The 18695-nt window shown below is 46.2% G+C and carries 19 protein-coding genes; 14 read left to right on the top strand and 5 right to left on the bottom strand.

All coding sequences use genetic code 11. The features are described 5' to 3' along the window. Positions 1 to 50: 50 nt before the first annotated feature. From EXG77_RS00895 to cbpA, 4 genes are all read right to left on the bottom strand, one after another. Positions 51 to 3302, bottom strand: coding sequence for an efflux RND transporter permease subunit (locus EXG77_RS00895; RefSeq protein WP_035395588.1), 3252 nt, complete (start codon positions 3300 to 3302; stop codon positions 51 to 53). Between the two features lie 14 nt (positions 3303 to 3316). After that, positions 3317 to 3874, bottom strand: coding sequence for a TetR/AcrR family transcriptional regulator (locus EXG77_RS00890; RefSeq protein ID WP_023469715.1), 558 nt, complete (start codon positions 3872 to 3874; stop codon positions 3317 to 3319). A gap of 210 nt (positions 3875 to 4084) precedes the next feature. Next, a complete protein-coding gene (locus EXG77_RS00885) occupies positions 4085 to 4855 on the bottom strand; it encodes a pyrroline-5-carboxylate reductase (protein ID WP_035395586.1) in 771 nt (256 codons plus the stop codon). 60 nt (positions 4856 to 4915) lie between these two features. Continuing rightward, a complete protein-coding gene (gene cbpA / locus EXG77_RS00880) occupies positions 4916 to 5554 on the bottom strand; it encodes a cyclic di-AMP binding protein CbpA (protein ID WP_023469717.1) in 639 nt (212 codons plus the stop codon). Positions 5555 to 5895: 341 nt separating this feature from the next. Between cbpA and EXG77_RS00875 the strand changes: the two genes are divergently transcribed. The 9 genes from EXG77_RS00875 (at position 5896) to queF (ending at position 12053) form a co-directional block, all read left to right on the top strand. Then, positions 5896 to 6513 carry a DUF47 domain-containing protein gene (locus tag EXG77_RS00875; protein WP_023469718.1) on the top strand — a complete coding sequence of 206 codons (618 nt, stop codon included), beginning with the start codon at positions 5896 to 5898 and terminating at the stop codon, positions 6511 to 6513. A 16-nt stretch (positions 6514 to 6529) separates the two neighbouring features. Continuing rightward, positions 6530 to 7534, top strand: a complete 1005-nt coding sequence (locus EXG77_RS00870; protein ID WP_023469719.1) for an inorganic phosphate transporter — start codon at positions 6530 to 6532, stop codon at positions 7532 to 7534. A gap of 131 nt (positions 7535 to 7665) precedes the next feature. Further along, the gene (gene pdxK / locus EXG77_RS00865; RefSeq protein WP_023469720.1) at positions 7666 to 8481 is read left to right on the top strand and encodes a pyridoxine/pyridoxal/pyridoxamine kinase; all 816 of its coding nucleotides are present in this window, start codon (positions 7666 to 7668) and stop codon (positions 8479 to 8481) included. Positions 8482 to 8542: 61 nt separating this feature from the next. After that, entirely contained in the window at positions 8543 to 8911 is a 369-nt protein-coding gene (locus tag EXG77_RS00860) for a YojF family protein (protein ID WP_023469721.1), read from the top strand. Continuing rightward, positions 8908 to 9558: a bacillithiol biosynthesis deacetylase BshB2 gene (gene bshB2 / locus EXG77_RS00855; protein WP_023469722.1), complete on the top strand. Its 651-nt coding sequence runs from the start codon at positions 8908 to 8910 to the stop codon at positions 9556 to 9558. Before EXG77_RS00860 ends, bshB2 begins: the two co-directional genes overlap by 4 nt. Positions 9559 to 9729: 171 nt before the next feature. After that, positions 9730 to 10386 carry a 7-cyano-7-deazaguanine synthase QueC gene (queC, locus tag EXG77_RS00850; protein WP_023469723.1) on the top strand — a complete coding sequence of 219 codons (657 nt, stop codon included), beginning with the start codon at positions 9730 to 9732 and terminating at the stop codon, positions 10384 to 10386. Further along, on the top strand, positions 10383 to 10838 hold the full coding sequence (queD, locus tag EXG77_RS00845; RefSeq protein ID WP_023469724.1) for a 6-carboxytetrahydropterin synthase QueD: 456 nt from the start codon (positions 10383 to 10385) through the stop codon (positions 10836 to 10838). Before queC ends, queD begins: the two co-directional genes overlap by 4 nt. Further along, positions 10835 to 11551 carry a 7-carboxy-7-deazaguanine synthase QueE gene (queE, locus tag EXG77_RS00840; protein WP_023469725.1) on the top strand — a complete coding sequence of 239 codons (717 nt, stop codon included), beginning with the start codon at positions 10835 to 10837 and terminating at the stop codon, positions 11549 to 11551. The genes queD and queE overlap by 4 nt, the downstream gene beginning before the upstream one ends. 13 nt (positions 11552 to 11564) lie before the next feature. Next, complete coding sequence (gene queF / locus EXG77_RS00835; RefSeq protein WP_023469726.1) at positions 11565 to 12053, top strand: preQ(1) synthase; 489 nt, start codon at positions 11565 to 11567, stop codon at positions 12051 to 12053. Positions 12054 to 12108: 55 nt separating this feature from the next. Here queF and EXG77_RS00830 read toward each other — a convergent pair whose 3' ends face one another. Next, positions 12109 to 12390, bottom strand: coding sequence for a helix-turn-helix domain-containing protein (locus EXG77_RS00830; protein WP_023469727.1), 282 nt, complete (start codon positions 12388 to 12390; stop codon positions 12109 to 12111). A gap of 314 nt (positions 12391 to 12704) precedes the next feature. On the opposite strand from EXG77_RS00830, the gene EXG77_RS00825 reads away from it, so the two are divergent. From EXG77_RS00825 to EXG77_RS00805, 5 genes are all read left to right on the top strand, one after another. Further along, entirely contained in the window at positions 12705 to 14315 is a 1611-nt protein-coding gene (locus EXG77_RS00825; RefSeq protein ID WP_238987967.1) for a PTS transporter subunit IIBC, read from the top strand. Positions 14316 to 14401: 86 nt separating this feature from the next. After that, positions 14402 to 15205, top strand: a complete 804-nt coding sequence (locus EXG77_RS00820) for an endonuclease/exonuclease/phosphatase family protein (RefSeq protein ID WP_035395584.1) — start codon at positions 14402 to 14404, stop codon at positions 15203 to 15205. 169 nt (positions 15206 to 15374) lie between these two features. After that, positions 15375 to 16787 carry a sucrose-specific PTS transporter subunit IIBC gene (locus EXG77_RS00815; protein WP_023469730.1) on the top strand — a complete coding sequence of 471 codons (1413 nt, stop codon included), beginning with the start codon at positions 15375 to 15377 and terminating at the stop codon, positions 16785 to 16787. A gap of 76 nt (positions 16788 to 16863) precedes the next feature. Continuing rightward, complete coding sequence (locus tag EXG77_RS00810) at positions 16864 to 17757, top strand: PRD domain-containing protein (RefSeq protein ID WP_370448374.1); 894 nt, start codon at positions 16864 to 16866, stop codon at positions 17755 to 17757. Further along, on the top strand, positions 17744 to 18679 hold the full coding sequence (locus EXG77_RS00805) for a carbohydrate kinase (protein ID WP_035395581.1): 936 nt from the start codon (positions 17744 to 17746) through the stop codon (positions 18677 to 18679). The genes EXG77_RS00810 and EXG77_RS00805 overlap by 14 nt, the downstream gene beginning before the upstream one ends. Positions 18680 to 18695: the final 16 nt, after the last annotated feature.

The raw sequence follows: 18695 nt of genomic DNA, 5'->3' as shown, positions 1-18695 counted from the left end.
AGGATAGCCATTTCTACATACCTGTCAGTTTGAGTCATTTAATCGTTTTTTCAAGAATCAATTGACTTCTTTTTACGGAAACGTGCTAAGAATTCATAGACAATTGGCACGATGAGGAGTGTCAACAACGTCGAACTCGTCAGTCCACCGATGACCGTCACACCTAACCCTTTTGAAATCAATGCGCCACCTTCGAGTCCAAGCGCAAGTGGTGCAAGTGCACCAATCGTCGCAAGTGCCGTCATCAAGATCGGACGCAAACGTGTACCTGCTGCATCGAGTAGTGCTTCACGCGTCGATAAACCTTCCGCTTCTTTATGAATGACACGGTCGATTAAGACGATCGCATTCGTCACGACGATTCCGATCAACATCAACGCACCAATCAAGGATGACACAGAAATCGTCTCTCCTGTAATCAACAGGGCAACCAGTCCACCGATGATGGCGAATGGAAGTGAGAACAAGATGACGAGTGGTGTCAATGCTCCTCCAAACGTAATGACGAGGACAAGATAGACGATCGCTACAGCTGCTGCCATTGCTAGACCAAGTTGTGTGAACGACTCTTGGATCTGCTCCGTGACTCCGCCTTGCTCATACGAGACGCCTGTCGGACGATCAATGTTTTTGACGGACTTTTCAATCGCTTGAGAAGCCTCGGTTGCTTTATCCGTTTTTAGTTCTGCTGTAACGGTAGCGACGAGTTTTCCATCACGTTCGTTGAGCGAATCAGGAGTCGTTCCTTTCTTCACTTCAACAAAATCGGACAGTTTGCGCACGCCAAGCGGTGTCACGACATCCGTCTCTTCCAAATCTTGAACGGAATCGTATGTCGTTTGTTCGTTTGGAACGATGACATCGAGTTCCTTCCCATCTACCTTAATAGTAGAAAGTGGTTTTTCTTCTCCTTGGACATTAGCAATGCCCTGCGCAAGTTGTGCTGTTGAAACGCCGAATTCAGCCGCTTTTTGCTGATCGACTTCGAACGTATATTGCGTATACGCTTCTTTTAAATCTGTCGTTACTTTTCGAACATACTTCGACTCACCTTCGATCGCATCGACGAATTTCGGTGTTACTGCTTCTAAATCTTCAATATTATTCGCAAAGATAGAGTACGAGACGCCTGACGAAGCTGCGCCACCACTAAAGTCTTGCTCTTTCCATTCTCCTGTCGGAATGTCAGCATTCAGCTGTTTGATGGCTGTCTGTTTAACATCTGCAAAATCTTCCGTGTCTGGATCGTATTGGACGATGAAGACCCCTTGTTTCGTATTCCCTGGATTCAATGGATTTTCTCCACCGACGGTAAATTGAAGATTATCGATATTTTTTTGTTTGTTGAAATAATCTTCTGCTTGATCAGCTGCTTTTAACGAATCATCCAGCGTTTGACCAGGTTTTGGATTGTACGTGACGTAGAGTGTCTTTTCTCCTTCTTGATTCAAGAAGTTGACACCAATCGTTGGTACGAGAGCAAAACTACCGATCAATAGCAAGACTGAAAGACCAAAGACGATGAGTTTATGGTTGAGAGACCAATTCAGCATACGGCGATATCCATTCGCCAACTTTCCGCCCTCTTCTTTTTCCGGTTTTGGTGCTTTACCACGCTTAAAGAGCGAATCAGCGAACATCGGAACGACCGTAACCGCAACGATCAAGGACGCGAACAGTGCAAAGACGACTGTCAAAGCGAATGGTAAGAAGAGCTCACCAACGAATCCCGTAACGAACCCGAGTGGTAAGAAGACCGCGATCGTAACGACTGTCGACGAAGCGATTGGAATGAATACCTCTCGTGTTGCACTGATGATCAGTTCTTTTCCTTTTAACTTTTCCGTCGGATCCGTCAAACGGCGATAAATATTTTCGATGACGACGATGGAATCATCAACGACTCGACCAATCGCGACCGTCATCGCTCCGAGTGTCATGATGTTTAAGGAAATATCCATCTGCTTCAACACAAGAATGGCCATCAGAAGCGATAATGGAATCGAAATAACAGCGATGATCGTTGATTTAATGTTTCGTAAGAACAGCAAGATGATGACGATCGCAAATAACGCACCAATCAATGCTTTACTGATCATCGTCGAAACAGATTCCTCAATTGGTTTTCCTTGATCAAGTGTCACAGATGCATTGACCGAACCGTTTTCTTTTTCAAAGTCTTTGATTATCTGCTTGACTGCATTGACGACATCGACTGTATTCGCATCTTGCGACTTCGTTACTTGAACCCCAATCGATCGTTCACCATTCGAACGCGAGATCGATTCCTCGATCCCTTTATCTTCAATCGTCGCGACTTGTGACAACGTGACAGTTGGTACTTGCGTTGGTGCCGTCTGTGTTGCCTGATCTGACGCCGCACTTGTCGATGGTGTCGTTTGGGAAGCCGCAGGGGCTGACGATGGAGCTTGTCCTGCTTGTCCTGCTTGTCCTGCTTGTCCTGCTTGTCCTGCTTGTCCTGCTTGTCCTGCTTGTCCTGCTTGTCCTGCTTGTCCTGCTTGTCCTGCTTGTCCTGCTTCAGGAGTATTCGATGCTGGTGGTGTATAGGGAAGACGAAGATCTTTTAATTCCTTGACCGTCGTTGCTTTTCCATCTAATACGACTGCTTGTTCCTTATCCCCCAACTCGTATAAGCCAAGCGCTAAACGGGAATCATTAGCTTGAATCAATTGTTTCGCATTCTCTTCGGTTAAACCGTAACGTTCGAGTTTTTTCTCATCGAAGCGAATTTCGATCCGGCGAATCTCTTGACCCGCGACTTGAACCGTCTGCGCCCCTTCGATTCCTTCAAGCTTCGGTTGAAGTTCGTTTTCAACGAGTTTCGTCAACTCAGACAGGGAACGCTCCTTATCCGAAACGGCAAAACCGATGACCGGGAATGCATCAAAGGAAATCCGTGATACTTGTGGTTCCTGAACACCTTCCGGTAATTCGACGTTTGAAAGAGCTTCTTTTACTTTTTGCTCGGCTTCTTCCATATCCGTACTGAAGTTATAGTCGATTTGTAGGTTCGATGCATTTTGGAAGGACGTCGAGCGTACAGTATCGACTCCTGATAAATTTTCGACCTTACTTTCAAGTTCTCGACTGACTTCATCTAGAACTTGTTCTGGTGTAGCACCTGGATAAATCGTCGTCACCGACACGGTCGGTGTCGTGATGTCTGGCAATGTCTCGAGCTTCATCGATGTTCCCGCATAAATACCAGCAACCGTGATGATGATCGTCATGAGCCAGAGGGCAAACTTATTGTTCACCGAAAATTGGATGATCTTTTTCATCGTATGGTTCTCCCTCACTCTTCAATTTGTTTATCTAGTCGTCGTGCACGTTCTATTAATTGCTGAATTAATCGTTGTCGCACATTTGGAGACGGTGCACCGAACTGAAAATGCTCCGACAATTTCAAACCGTCTAATGTAAAGCGAATCGACAATACTTCAACCGGATCCATCTGTTCTGTCAGTTGGCGAAAGAACTGCTCCGCTTGTCGCTTTCGTTCCTCGACGAACGTCGCATGATCCTTTAGTAAGGACAACAAGTAAAGAAGCGCATCCATGTCGAGATGGAACTCCTCTTGTTGCTGGATTTGCAACGTCACGAACGCTTCCATCGGTCCCATCGTCAACTGATGCTGTTCATATAGTTCAAATTGTCGTGCTTCTTGCGCCTCGATGACCCCCATTAATAAAGCTTCCTTCGAAGCGAAATGATACAATAGTCCACCTTTTGAGACATTTGCTTGTTTCGCTACTTCTTCAAGCGTCAATTGGGTGAATCCTTGTTGCAAAATGATCGTCGTCGTGGCTTCAAGAATCCGACGACGAGTCTCTTGCGCTTTTGCACTGGCCAATAGTCTCCCCCTTCCCTCATATTTACTGTACCGTCTGGACGGTTTCTTTTTACAGTGTACGAATTCTTATTTGAAGATGCAATCGCTTTGTTTATGTTTCACGTGAAACTTTCGTGAACGAAAAAAAGACTGACTCAAATGTCAGTCTCTACAAAGATAAGGACGTGAAAAGACGCGTCATTCTTTTTGAGTCAGCCTCTTTTGAATCCATTATTCGTCTGCTTCGCGTGCACTCTCTCGTAGTGCCGCTTGCATCGTATCAAATAAGTGATGCTCCCGTAGCACTTGAACACCACGATCCGTTGGTCCACCAGGTGCCGCAACATCAGCAATGAGACGATCCGTACTTGCGTCGGAGCGCATGAGAATTTCAGCCGAACCTTTCATCGCTTGAGCAACGATTCGACGTGCATTTTCTTCTTCAAAACCAGCATCCGTCAAAACCGGCACCATGCCAGCTACGATTTCATAAAAGAAAGCAGGACTACATCCAGCTGCCGCCATGAATGCAGGCATCGTCGATTCATTTGCTTCCGCAATTTCTCCGACACGTCCAAATAATGCCTCGACTACACTTCGGATCTCTTCATTCACGCGTGAGCCGAACCATAGTCCAGTCATTCCTAAACGGTGTGCGACTGGGGTATTTGGCATGGCAGCAACTGTCGGACGTTTTGCCAACTGTTCGATTTCATATGGTGTAATATGTGCAGCAATCGAAACGATCGTCTGATTCGTCCATTGTTGATTCGCTACATAGTCGAGTACACCATCGGGTTGCATGCCCAGCATGACGAGATCGTATAAGGAGACGTCCTCCTGCTCGACCGTTTGAACGCCGTGTCGCGCTGCGACTTCTGTCAAGCGTATCCCGCCACTCCGATTCGTCATCGTGATATCTTCTCGTGCAAATCCAGAAGCGACCCATCCTTGAACGAGTGCCTCACTCATCGCACCGGCTCCTACTATTAATAGTTTCATCATCTATCCTTCCTTTCCCTCAAAAAAAGACCAGTCATGAACTGGTCTTGTGCGGGTCCATTATACACGAACGGCTAAATCTTCGACAGCAACGACTCGAAGTCCCTTATCGTCAAGTTTCTTAACGATTTTTTTCTTTGTCTTCTCGTCACAATCCGTCGGTAATGTAATCAATACACGACGCATGACGCTACTCTTCGCATCGAGTGTCATCAGACTCGCGACCGTTGAATATTTGTTGACGATCTTCGAGATCTTCTCAAGTGCCCCTTTTTGTTCACTTAGGGCTACTGTCAGGACGTAACTTCCAGAATCACGGTTCCATGCTTCTTCAAGCATTCCAAGCATTTTTCCGTGTGGCAGGATACCGAAGAAATGGCCGTCATCATTTAAGACCGCGATATACGGTAATTCCTTGATTGAGAAGAAGACTTCAAAGAAATTACTTCCTGTATAGATGTATTTGGATGTATTCTTAATCAGCGACATGACGTTGTCGTCTAAGCTGCCACCATTCATCCCATGCCGATAGATGTGCATCTTATAGATGTTCCCTTTAAAGTCCTGTCCTGATTGGTCAAGGACCGGGACACAGCGGTATCCGGTTTTTTCAAGTGTGTCGAGTGCTTCACGAATCGTCGCTGTCTCGGAAATCGTGACACATTGATGCTTCGGAATACATAAACTTTGTACGAGCATAATAAAATCCTCCTCTTTTACCTAATTACGCAGACTTAATCATATCATTCGATTTTCATGCGCCATATCCTCTTTTCCCACTTCTGATGCGCTTTTATTCTTACAATCACAAGACAATCTCTTGCAATCACAACGTAATCCAACTCATTTCAATCAAGTACACTTCACTTTTACCATTGTCAGACAATTTATTAAATCTACAATCACTTCCGTATTAAGATTTATTAAGATTTCGTAAAGACGCTTCATAAATGTATTCTTTTACAATACCGTCTGCTACAATCGAACTCGTGAAGTTACTTCACTATTCTATTCTTGTTCTTAATATGGAGGCAGAAGAAATGTTTAGTAAAAAACAAGATCCATTCGCAGTGAAATTATCCGAAATCGCAGGACACTTAAAAACGACTTCGCAATTCTTCGTTGACTTTAAAATCAACGGCATCGCGGATGTAAAAGAATTTGCACATAAAGTAAAAGACTTCGAAACAGCTGGGGACGATTTGATGCACCAGTTGATCATCGACTTGAACAATGCGTTCATCACGCCGATCGACCGTGAAGACTTACTCGCACTTGCTAACGCACTTGATGACGTCTTAGACGGTTTTGAAGAATGTTCAGCGATCTTCGAAATCTACAATATCGTTCAAGCAGACGAGCACATGATAAAGTTCGTCGATGAAATCAACATCGCTGTCACAGAACTCGCGATGTCAATGGATCTTCTTGTTGCACGTAAATTGCAACCGATGCGTGAACACGTCATCAAAATCAAAGAACAAGAGACGATTTGTGATAACCTACGCCGTAAATCGATCAAAGCATTGTTCGCAACAGAAACAGATCCAATTAAAATCATCCAATATAAAGAAATCTATGAATCGCTCGAATCAATCGCGGACTACTGCCAAGATGCAGCTAACGTCATTGAAACGATCATCATGAAAAACGCTTAAGTGAGGAGCTAACGAGATGGATAGCCTGTTTATCATCACCGCCATAATCGTGATTCTCGCACTTAGCTTCGACTTCATCAACGGTTTCCACGATACAGCGAACTCGATCGCGACTTCGGTGTCGACTCGTGCGTTGAAACCACGTCATGCCATCATCTTGGCTGCATCGATGAACTTCCTAGGTGCAATCACGTTCACTGGAGTCGCAAAAACGATCTCTGGTGACATCGTTGACCCGTCAACACTTGAACATGGTAGCTACGTCGTTATCGCTGCCTTGATTTCAGCCATTGCCTGGAACCTTTTGACTTGGTACTTCGGTATTCCGTCAAGTTCTTCGCATACACTGATCGGTTCGATTGCTGGTGCTGCTGTTGCCTCTGTCGGATTCGGAGGAATCGAAGCAAAAGGCTTCTTGAAAATCGTTCAAGCCTTGCTCATTTCACCAGTGCTCGCATTCACACTCGGTTTCATCGTTTATGCAATCTTTAAAGTCATCTTCAAAAAAGGAAACTTGGCGAAGACGAATCGTCGCTTCCGTCATGTTCAAATTGCAACCGCTGCTTTGCAGTCGTATACACACGGTACGAACGACGCACAAAAAGCGATGGGGATCATCACGCTTGCTTTGATCTCATCTGGTTATCAAACAGATCACGAAGTTGCGACTTGGGTTAAACTCTCGTGTGCGATCGCGATGGGTCTCGGAACATCTGTCGGTGGATGGCGGATCATCAAGACCGTTGGTGGTCAAATCATGAAAATCCGTCCAGTCAACGGGGTTGCAGCTGACTTAACATCAGCAGCAATCATCTTTGGAGCGACAGCGATTCATCTTCCGGTTTCGACGACACACGTCATCTCTTCTGCCATCTTGGGTGTAGGTACATCACACCGTAAGAAAGGTGTAAAGTGGGGAACAGCACAACGCATGCTCATTACATGGGTCATCACATTGCCGATTTCGATGGCTTTCGCTGCCTTGATCTACTATATTCTAGACTTCTTATTCATTAAATAAGTACTTGCCCCGCCTACTCAAGAGAGGTGGGGTTTTGTGTACGTCAGAAGCGTCGATAGTTGTTGTTTTTCCCATAATTCGCTATGATGAAGAACAAGAAGGATTGTCTATTTCTTTAGGAGGAATGCCCCATGACAAAACGTAAAGCCTTAACGATTGCTGGTTCCGACACGAGCGGTGGAGCTGGTATTCAAGCTGATTTGAAAACATTCCAAGAACTTGGTGTCTATGGAATGAATGCTTTGACGGTCATCGTCGCCCAAGACCCTGATCACTCTTGGCACCATGCGGTTTACCCAATCGACACAGAACTCGTCCGGACACAAATCCACACGGTCCTTGGAGGTATTGGTGTTGATGCGATGAAGACGGGTATGCTCCCGACTGTCGAAATCATTGAAGCCGTAGCTGAGAAAATCAAATCATCCGGCGTTCAAAACGTCGTGATCGATCCTGTCATGGTCTGTAAAGGCGAAGACGAAGTACTGAACCCTGATACGGCAAACGCACTTCGTGATGTCTTGACACCACTTGCGACGGTCGTCACACCGAACGTCTTCGAAGCCGGACAACTGTCAGGCCTTGGTAAAACACCAGCAACGATCGACGAGATGAAACTTGCAGCAGCACGGATTCACGAAAAAGGTGCGCAATACGTTCTTGTCAAAGGTGGCAGCAAGATTGACCATCCACAAGCAGTTGACGTGCTTTATGACGGAAAAGAGTTTATCCTGATTGAGGACGAACGAATCGAGACACCGTACACGCACGGTGCTGGCTGCACGTACTCTGCAGCAATCACGGCCGAACTCGCAAAAGGTGCATCGGTAGAAGCTGCTGTCCGTACAGCAAAATCTTTCATCACTTCCGCGATTCGTCATTCATTCCGTTTGAATGAATACGTCGGACCAACTGATCACGCTGCACATCGTACAGTCCAGTCTTGATCCGCTTAAGAAGTCCGCGATATCCGCGGACTTCTTTCTGTATAGGAGAGGAGAAAAGTTTATGCAAGCCATTGATGTACAAGAAATACAGCGTTATATCGACGAACATGCGAATACACCGTTATATGTACACGTCGAGACGACGAACGGTGCCTACGCGACACACCAAGATCCAACTTTCCATAGCGCAGGGATGTTTTTCCGTAATGCGGAAATCACTTACGAACGTGGTCTGATCACAGGAAACGGACCTTACCGGATCGGTTTGAAACTTGCCCACGGCTGGTTATACGGTGAAGGATTGACTGACTTCGAATTTGCTGGGGAACAATTGTTGATTGCCGGTCACGATATCGAAGGACGTCTTGCAATTGCTTTTGAACTTAGCCCGACACCATTCGCTCAAGGTGCAGAGGAGGTAGACGCATGACACACGAAGATCATTTACTCGTCGTCTTCCCTCACCCGGATGACGAAGCTTTCAGTTCTGCCGGTACGATCATCGAACACGCTGAAAACCGTGGTCCTGTCACGTACGCTTGTCTGACACTTGGTGAGATGGGACGTAACATGGGACGTCCTGTCTTTACGAACCGGGAACAGCTCGCAACGATTCGTAAACGTGAGTTGATCGATGCTGCTGCAAAAATGAAGATTTCGGATCTCCAAATGTGGGGACTTCGTGATAAGACTGTTGAATTTGAGGATGAAGCGGCACTTGCCGACCGTATTCTTGCCTTGATTCAACAGACACGACCAACTCGTTTGATTTCGTTCTATCCGGGTTACGCGGTCCATCCCGATCATGAAGCGACAGCTCGTGCCGTCGTTCGTGCCCTTCGGATGATGGATCCTGCTGATCGTCCAGAGTTCCTTGCGGTCGCTTTTGCGAACAATACGAAAGAAGAGCTCGGGGAAGGAACGTTCATTCATGATGTCAGTGCCTATACGGATCAAAAGATCAAGGCACTCGAAGCGCACGCTTCACAAACAGGTGGTCTGATGAAAGTCATCTCGGAAGATTCGAACATTCGAGATCTACTCGTCAAAGAACGCTACTATCACTATCCGCTTTAATCTTCTTACACGAGATGCGTACCGTCCGATCGACGATACGCATCTCTTTTTTTGTCTTCATCAGAAAACGTCGACTTTTTCAATGGCTTCTGCTAGTGTGAATAGTTGAGACTATGTCTCCGGAGTTCGTAACCTCCTCCGTTACAAAAACTAGGAATGGAAGTGTACATTATGAAAAACGAACGTGCTCTTGTCGTCTTTAGTGGCGGCCAAGACTCAACGACTTGTTTGTTTCAGGCACTGAAACAATACGAAGAAGTCGAAGTCGTGACGTTTAATTACGGACAACGTCATGCACAAGAACTTGAAGTCGCACGCGACATCGCCTCTGAGCTCGGTGTCAAACACCATGAGCTTGATCTCTCTCTTCTCAGTCAACTGACGAGTAACGCCTTGACTGACCACAGCCAAACCATCACGACGAATGAAGATGGTCTTCCTTCTACTTTCGTAGATGGACGAAATCACCTGTTTCTTTCGTTCGCAGCCGTCCTTGCGAAAGGACGCGGAATCCGTCATATCGTCACTGGCGTATGTGAAACGGACTTTTCCGGTTACCCTGACTGCCGTGATGCCTTCATCAAGTCACTCAACGTGACATTGAACCTTGCGATGGACTATCCATTCGTACTTCACACGCCACTCATGTGGCTCGACAAAAAAGAGACGTGGGCGCTTGCCGATTCGCTCGGTGCGTTTGATTTCGTTCGAAATCGCACGTTGACGTGTTACAACGGCGTCATTGGAGATGGTTGTGGCGAATGCCCGGCCTGTGAATTACGGAAAAATGGCTTAGATGCATACATCAAGGAGGTTCAACACACATGACATTCAATTACGAAGCACCTGAAACGGTCGAGCGCCCGACTGGCGACTCGCTTATCTATACGAAATCCCGCGTTATGATCGTAAAAAAATTAACGTTCGACGCAGCACACCACCTATATGATTATGATGGAAAATGCCGTGCCCTTCACGGTCATACGTACCATGTCGATATGGGGATCAGTGGTTTTCTGGATCACCGCGGTATGACACTCGATTTTGGTGATCTCAAAAAAATCTTCAAAACACATCTCGAACCACTATTGGATCACCGCTACCTGAATGAATCGTTACCATACATGAATACGACAGCTGAAAACATGGCGGCTTGGATTTTCGAGACGCTCGGACAACACCTTCCGGATGAGCGTGGACTTCGTGTCGAATTCGTCAAGCTCTATGAGACACCGACTGCTTTTGCTGAAGTCCGTCGTGAGTGGATGAACGAAGCATGAGTGCTTTAACGAAAACACCAAAAATTCCGGTTCTCGAGATTTTCGGACCAACATTTCAAGGAGAAGGACGATCGATTGGTCAAAAGACGATGTTTGTCCGGACCGGCGGTTGCGACTACTCCTGTTCGTGGTGTGACTCCGCCTTCACATGGGATGGTTCTGAAAAACCTGAACTCTTGACGGCAGAGACGATCATAGAACGTCTTGATGCACTCGGCTCTTACGGACATGTCACGATTTCTGGTGGGAACCCGTTACTTCATGCTTCAATCGGCACACTGGTTGCGGCACTAAAAGAACGAAACATCACGATGTCCGTCGAGACACAAGGCTCCTACTGGCAAAATTGGTTGCTTGATATCGATGACGTCACACTTAGCCCTAAACCACCTTCAAGTGGGATGAAGATTGATTTCGATCGCTTGGATGTCTTTTTTAAACGTTTACCGGAACAACAGCGTGCCGTTAAAATCGTCATCTTTAATGAGGAAGACCTCGACTTCGCGGCGATGATTTCAGAACGATATGCGCTAAAGACGCTTTATCTATCGCTCGGTAATCCTGATCCGCACGAAGAAGGAACGATCGCTCCACGCATGCTACACGATTTAAAAACACTTTGGGAACGCGTCGCCCGTGATGAGCGCTTCAATCATGCGCGCGTCCTACCACAACTACACGCCCTCGTTTTCGCGAACGATCGTGGCGTCTAAGGAGAAATGATTTATGCGCCCTGAAGATTTAAACGACTTATCGTTACTCGGCCAAAAAGCCGTTCCATACATTTTTGAATACCAACCTGAAGTTCTCGAAGCATTCCCGAACCGTCACCCGGAAAATGATTACTTCGTGAAATTCAATGCACCAGAATTTACGAGTCTTTGCCCGATCACGAATCAACCGGACTTCGCGACGATTTACATCTCGTACATCCCGGACGAAAAACTCGTCGAATCAAAATCACTGAAGTTGTACTTGTTCAGCTTCCGTAACCACGGTGATTTTCATGAGAACTGCATCAACGTCATCGGAAAGGATCTCGTGAAATTGATGGAACCTCGCTATCTTGAAGTATGGGGCAAATTCACGCCACGCGGTGGAATCTCAATTGATCCGTACTACAATTACGGGAAGCCTGGTACAAAATACGAACAAATGGCAGAGCACCGTTTATTCAATCACGATCTCTATCCTGAAACGATCGATAATCGTTAAGACGACTAAAAGAGGAACAAGGGGAAATCCCCTTGTTCCTCTTTTTTGATGCTCATCAACTAGATGGAAGGTCGATCAAGGACGGGCTATCATGCTGACGGATGACCTCAGGTGGCCAGATATGCCGAATTAAGTGATCCGAAGGGACATGTAAGACACGGGCCAGTCGCTCAATCATTGAAAATGAGGGATGGGCAATGCTACTTTCAATACGCTGGATCATCTCAGGTGTCGTCTCAGTTAACTCTGCTAATGTATTTTGATCTAACTGATGACGTTCTCTTAATGTACGAATCCGCTGTCCGTACTGTCCGATCGGTTGAATCCCTTCTTTCATCCGCTTCAAACATCCTTTCTTCTTTTAAAACCAGACAACGTTCACTGTAGTCTTATTCCCACTTTTTTTAAATCTAAATACCAATCTGAACTAACAATTTCTAATCAAAATTAAATTTCAAATATTTTTCTTGTAAAACACTAGCTTTTTAAAAAGTTATCGCTTACAATTCTATATGCAAACGGTTGCATTAATCGCTTACATTATTGCACTGTTCTTACACACATATTAGAGAAAAAGAGATACAAAAGGAGTGAATGATCTTGAAAAATGCTATTTCGTTCGATTTTTGGCAAAAACTCGGTAAAGCGTTGATGGTCGTCATCGCGGTTATGCCTGCTGCAGGAATCATGATCTCGGTCGGGAAACTGATCGGCATGTATGGAGGCGATATCGCGTTAATGCAAACGATTGCTCGAATCGTTGAAGATTTAGGTTGGGCCATCATTACGAACCTTCACGTCTTATTCGCCGTCGCGATTGGTGGGTCATGGGCAAAAGAACGTGCTGGTGGTGCGTTCGCAGCGTTACTCGCCTTCATTTTGATCAACCGTGTCACAGGAGCTATCTTCGGAGTCAACACTGACATGATTGCGGATCCAAAAGCAACGGTCGATTCACTGCTTGGTTCTGAGCTCATCGTAAAAGATTATTTCACTTCAGTTTTAGGGGCACCTGCTCTCAACATGGGCGTATTCGTCGGAATCATCTCTGGTTTCCTTGGTGCCGTTCTCTTTAATAAATTTTATAACTTCAGTAAATTGCCAGATGCGCTTGCCTTCTTTAACGGAAAACGTTTTGTACCATTCGTCGTCATTGGTGGATCAGTCGTTGCAGCATTCGCCTTATCACTCGTTTGGCCGTTCGTTCAAGGCTTATTGAATGACTTCGGTCGCTGGATTGCCTCTTCACGTGATTCTGCACCGATCATTGCACCGTTCGTATACGGTACACTCGAGCGTCTATTACTTCCGTTCGGTCTCCATCACATGTTGACTGTCCCGATGAACTACACGGAACTCGGTGGAACGTACAAAATCCTGACAGGTGCTGCTCAAGGATCGACAGTTGCTGGTCAAGACCCGCTTTGGTTAGCTTGGATCACTGACCTTGTTAACTTAAAACAAGCCGGCAACACACAAGGATACAATGATTTGATCAACAGTGTCGTTCCTGCTCGTTTTAAAGAAGGACAAGTCGTCACATCACTTGCTTCATTGATCGGTATCGCTGTCGCAATGTACATGTCAGTTGATGAAGATAAGAAGAAAGCATACAAACCTGTCTTCTTATCTGCTGGACTTGCGGTCTTCTTGACAGGTGTCACGGAGCCAATCGAATTCATGTTCATGTTCATCGCTCCTGTTCTTTACGTCATCTATGCTGTACTAACAGGTGTTGCTTTCGCACTAGCAGATGTCATGCATCTTCGGATTCACGCATTCGGTGCGATCGAACTCTTGACGCGGATTCCATTGATTGCAAAAGCTGGATTAATTGGTGATTTAATTCGTTTCATCGGTGTCTGTGTGTTCTTCTTCTTCTTGAACTTCTTCACGTTCCGTTTCGTCATCAAGAAGTTCAACTATGCGACACCAGGTCGTAACGGGAACTATCTGGACGATATCAACGTATCTACAACTGAAGCTTCAGGTGAGGCTGCTGCGACATCAGCTCCTGCCGACGGTTCGCAAGCTTCACAAATCATCGATTTGCTTGGTGGACAGCAAAACATCGAGGACGTCGATGCCTGCATGACGCGTCTTCGTGTCACTGTCAAAGATCCAGCGCTTGTTGCAAAAGAAGCAGACTGGAAAGCAAACGGTGCACTTGGTCTGATCCTTAAGAACAATGGCGTGCAAGCCATCTACGGTCCAAAAGCCGATATCTTAAAATCAGATATCCAAGATCGGATCGGCGCATAAACCTGCGAGATTAGGGAACTACCTAAAGGTGAAGCTCTTTTATAAGAGTTTCACCTTTCTTATTTGAAAAATCAGGAGGACCACTCATGCGTCTACTCACACTAAACTGTCATTCATGGCAGGAAGAACAGCCACTCGAAAAATTAAACCAGATCGTTCAACAAATTCTTGCTCAAGATTATGATGTCATTGCGTTGCAGGAAGTGAGTCAATTGATGGACACACCGATCGTCTATGACGATGTGCGCAACGATAACTTTGCCTATTTGATCCAGCAAGCGTTAAAAGAACAAGGTCAAACCTACTCCCTCGTCTGGGATTTTGCTCATATCGGCTATGATAAGTATGAAGAAGGACTCGCTCTTTTGACGAAACATCCAATCTTAAAATCGGACAGTTATTATGTCAGCCGCAGTCAAGATACATTCGATTGGAAATCGCGAAAAATCGTCCGTGCGACAATCCAAGTCGACGGTACACCGATTACGTTCAATACATGCCATCTTGGCTGGTGGGCAGATGAAGTCGAACCGTTCCAGGAACAATTCAATCATTTGATGGCTCGGATGGATCCACTCGAATGGACATTCTTCCTCGGTGATTTCAACAACGATGCCTTAGAACGAAATACAGGTTATGACTATATGATGCAACGGGGATTACACGACGTCTTCCTGCTAGCTAAGGAAACGGTCGGAATTGAGACGATCAATGGCAACATCGATGGATGGGAAGACAATCAACAAGGATTGCGGATCGATCTCGTCTTATCGAATCGGAAAATTGACGTTGAACGCGTCGGTGTCGTGTTTGATGGGATTCACGGTCCCGTCGTTTCAGACCACTACGGTGTTGAGGTCGATATTCAGATTCAAAAAAATGAACATTAAGTATTGACAACGCTTTCTTTCCTCCTTTAAGATGAAATCAAATCAATAGTGCGGATTGTGACAGTACGGCTGGCAAGACCGAAATGACACCTCCTTAGGAGAGGTGTTGTTCGGTCTTGCCTTTTTTTGTCTCATTCAGCACGTTTCATGAAAAAGGAGGACTTTTCCGATGGATTATCAACAAACTGCTAAACGTGTGCTTGAACTCGTCGGCGGACGCGAGAACATCATCACTGCTGCTCATTGCGCGACGCGTTTACGTCTTGTCTTGCATGATGAATCAAAGGTCGATCAAGCAGCACTTGAAGACTTAGATGGTGTCAGCGGCGCCTTCTCAAGTTCTGGTCAATACCAAATCATCTTTGGAACCGGTACCGTCAACAAGGTATTTGCTGCGTTTGCACCACTTGCCGGTGTAAAGGTCGATGGAGAAGAACCACTTGACGTTAAAAAGGCTGCATCGCAAAAATTAAATCCGTTCGCCCGTCTTGCCCGCTCGCTCTCGAACGTCTTCGTTCCACTCATTCCGGCAATCGTCGCAGCTGGTCTCTTGATGGGATTACTCGGTATGATCAAGGCCTTCGGTTGGGTTGACGGTGATTCACCGATCGTCCAACTACTGGATATGTTCTCGTCTTCTGCCTTCATCATCCTACCGATCCTGATCGGTTTCTCGGCAGCCCGTGAATTCGGTGCGAACCCGTACCTCGGTGCCGTCATCGGGGGGATCATGACACACCCGTCCCTCTTAAACCCTTGGACGCTCGGTAATAGCGATCCGGAAGTCATGAAGTTCCTCGGAATGAACATCGAGTTGATCGGTTATCAAGGAACGGTCTTCCCGGTTCTCTTAACCGTTTGGGTCATGGCAAAGATTGAACAACAAGTCCGGAAACGGACACCCGAAACGCTTGACTTACTCGTGACACCGTTCGTTACGGTTCTCGTCACTGGATTCCTGGCATTGATCGTCATTGGTCCGATCGGAACGTTACTCGGAAAAGGCATTTCATTCGTACTCGTCTTCTTCTATGAACAGTTCTCAGTCGTCGCCGGTCTTCTCTTCGGTGGACTGTATTCGACAATCGTCATCACAGGGATGCACCATAGTTTCCATGCGATTGAAGCAGGATTACTTGCAGATAAGAGTATCGGAAAGAACTTCCTCTTACCGATTTGGTCGATGGCGAATGTCGCTCAAGGTGGTGCCGGACTTGCCGTTTACTTCTTGACGAAGAACGTTAAACTCAAAGCACTCGCCCTACCGTCTGCGTTCTCAGCATTTCTCGGAATCACAGAACCCGTCATCTACGGTGTCAACTTACGTCTTGGAAAACCATTCATCGGTGGTGCCATTGGTGGTGCGATCGGTGGCGGTTATGTCGTCTTGACACAAGTCGCTGCGAACGCTTATGGATTAACTGGAATTCCGATGATTGCGATCGTCGCGCCACTCGGTGCGTCAAACTTGATCAACTATCTCGTCGGGTTCGCCATTGCAGTCGTCACTGCTTTCATCTCGACTGTCGTCTTGATGCGTCTCGATGCACGGAAACAAAAAGAAACGGACGTTGCTGCTTAATCCTTCATGCGACCAAACCGAGTCCTCGGGCTCGGTGGTCGCATTTGTCGGTTCGCAAAGCGCTGAAGTTCGCTTTATAATAAAAGAAAAGATCGGAAAGGAGGACGTCAGGCTGATTATTCATAAGATCCTCAATAACAATGCTGTTGTCGTCAAAGAAAATGGACAGGAACGCATCGTCATGGGACCAGGTATTGCTTTTGGAAAAAAGAAAAAAGATCCGATTCAAGCGACGAAGATCGAAAAAATGTTCATCCCTTCATTTGAAAATGCAGAACAGTTCAAAGAGATTCTGACAACGACACCACTTGAGATCATTGATTTATCGGAACGCATCATCTCACATGCAGAAGGTGAGCTCCAAACGCCGTTTCATGACTATATTCACGTCAGTCTGACGGACCACCTTGCTCATGCCGTACGATTAGCACGTGAACAACTCGTCGTGCATAATCGATTGGCAGAAGAGATTCGCCTTTTGTATGGATCAGAGTATGCGATTGGAGAATGGGCAGTTCTTGAGATCGAGCGTGCCTTACAAGTTACGCTACCGAAAGAAGAAGCTGCGAACATCGCGCTTCACTTATACAATGCACGCCAAACGCATCCGAATATGGCCACTGCTTTGCAGACGGTTACGTTACTCAATGAACTACGTGAACAGATCGAAGTCTTTTTTGGACAAACGATCGAGACCTCATCAATGACGTATTATCGTTTCTTTACGCACATGAAATTGGTCCTCGCCCGGATTGAACAAGGAGAAATCTTACACGACATGGATGATGTAATTTTATCTGCCGTCAAAACACGTTATGCTGAGGCTTATGCCTGTGCGAGTCAAATGGGCAATTGGTTGACTGTCGAACTCGATACACGTGTACCTGAATCAGAAATCGGCTATATGGCTTTACACATCGAACGGATTCGTCCGGATCTTGAAAGGAGTTCTACGTATGAAAATCTTTAGTTTAGGGGAAGCATTGATTGATTTGATTCCTCTTGATGCTGAAAACATGACGTTTCAAAAAAATCCTGGAGGTGCTCCTGCCAATGTCTCTGTCGGACTCGCTCGATTAGGCGCTGATAGTTATTTTCTTGGAGCTGTCGGTGATGATTCGATGGGACACTTCTTGAAAGATACGTTACATCATTATGGTGTTCGTACCGATCATCTCGTCCACGATTCGACGCAAAAAACAGGACTTGTGCTCGTTACAAACGGTCAGGATGGAGAGCGGTCGTTCGAGTTCATCAACGCGGAGCGCGCTGATATGCAATTCCACGAAACACATGTACCGGAGGATTTCACGTCCGTCGATTTATTACACATCGGTTCGATCTCTTTGATTACTGGAGAATCCGTCAACGCGACACGAAAAGCCATCGCACGTGCAAAAGCGCACCAAGTACCAGTCTCTTACGATCCGAACTTACGAGAGTCGTTATGGCCGAATCTTGACGAAGCGCGGACGACGATCCGGTCTGTCCTACCGGATGCACAAATCGTCAAACTTGCTGAGGAAGAATTGACGTTTCTAACTGGACAAACGAATCTTGATGACGGGGCTGCTGAATTGTTAGCTGAATATCCGATTCGTCTTCTTGCCATCACGCGAGGAAGTGAAGGATCGATTCTCTATACGGATCGTGCGATGGCTGTCATCGATGCGATTACGGTCGACGCAATCGATACGACAGGAGCTGGAGATGCCTTCATGTCCGGTTTACTCTACCAGTGTGCGTTACGCGATTTTTCGTTTGATTGGTCTGAAGATGAACTTCGCGACATCGGTCGATTCGCAGCGATTTCAGGCGGACTTGCTGCTTCCGTCAAAGGAGCGATGGCTGCTTTGCCAACGCTCGACGAAGTCGCTCATCGCTTGAGTTGAATCGATAACTCAGTAG

It is taken from the genome of Exiguobacterium sp. OS-77 (genome assembly GCF_000414195.2).
Lineage (GTDB): Bacteria > Bacillota > Bacilli > Exiguobacteriales > Exiguobacteriaceae > Exiguobacterium_A > Exiguobacterium_A indicum.
The sequence above is the reverse complement of the archived record's forward strand: the minus strand, read 5'-3'. Positions and strand labels throughout refer to the sequence as shown.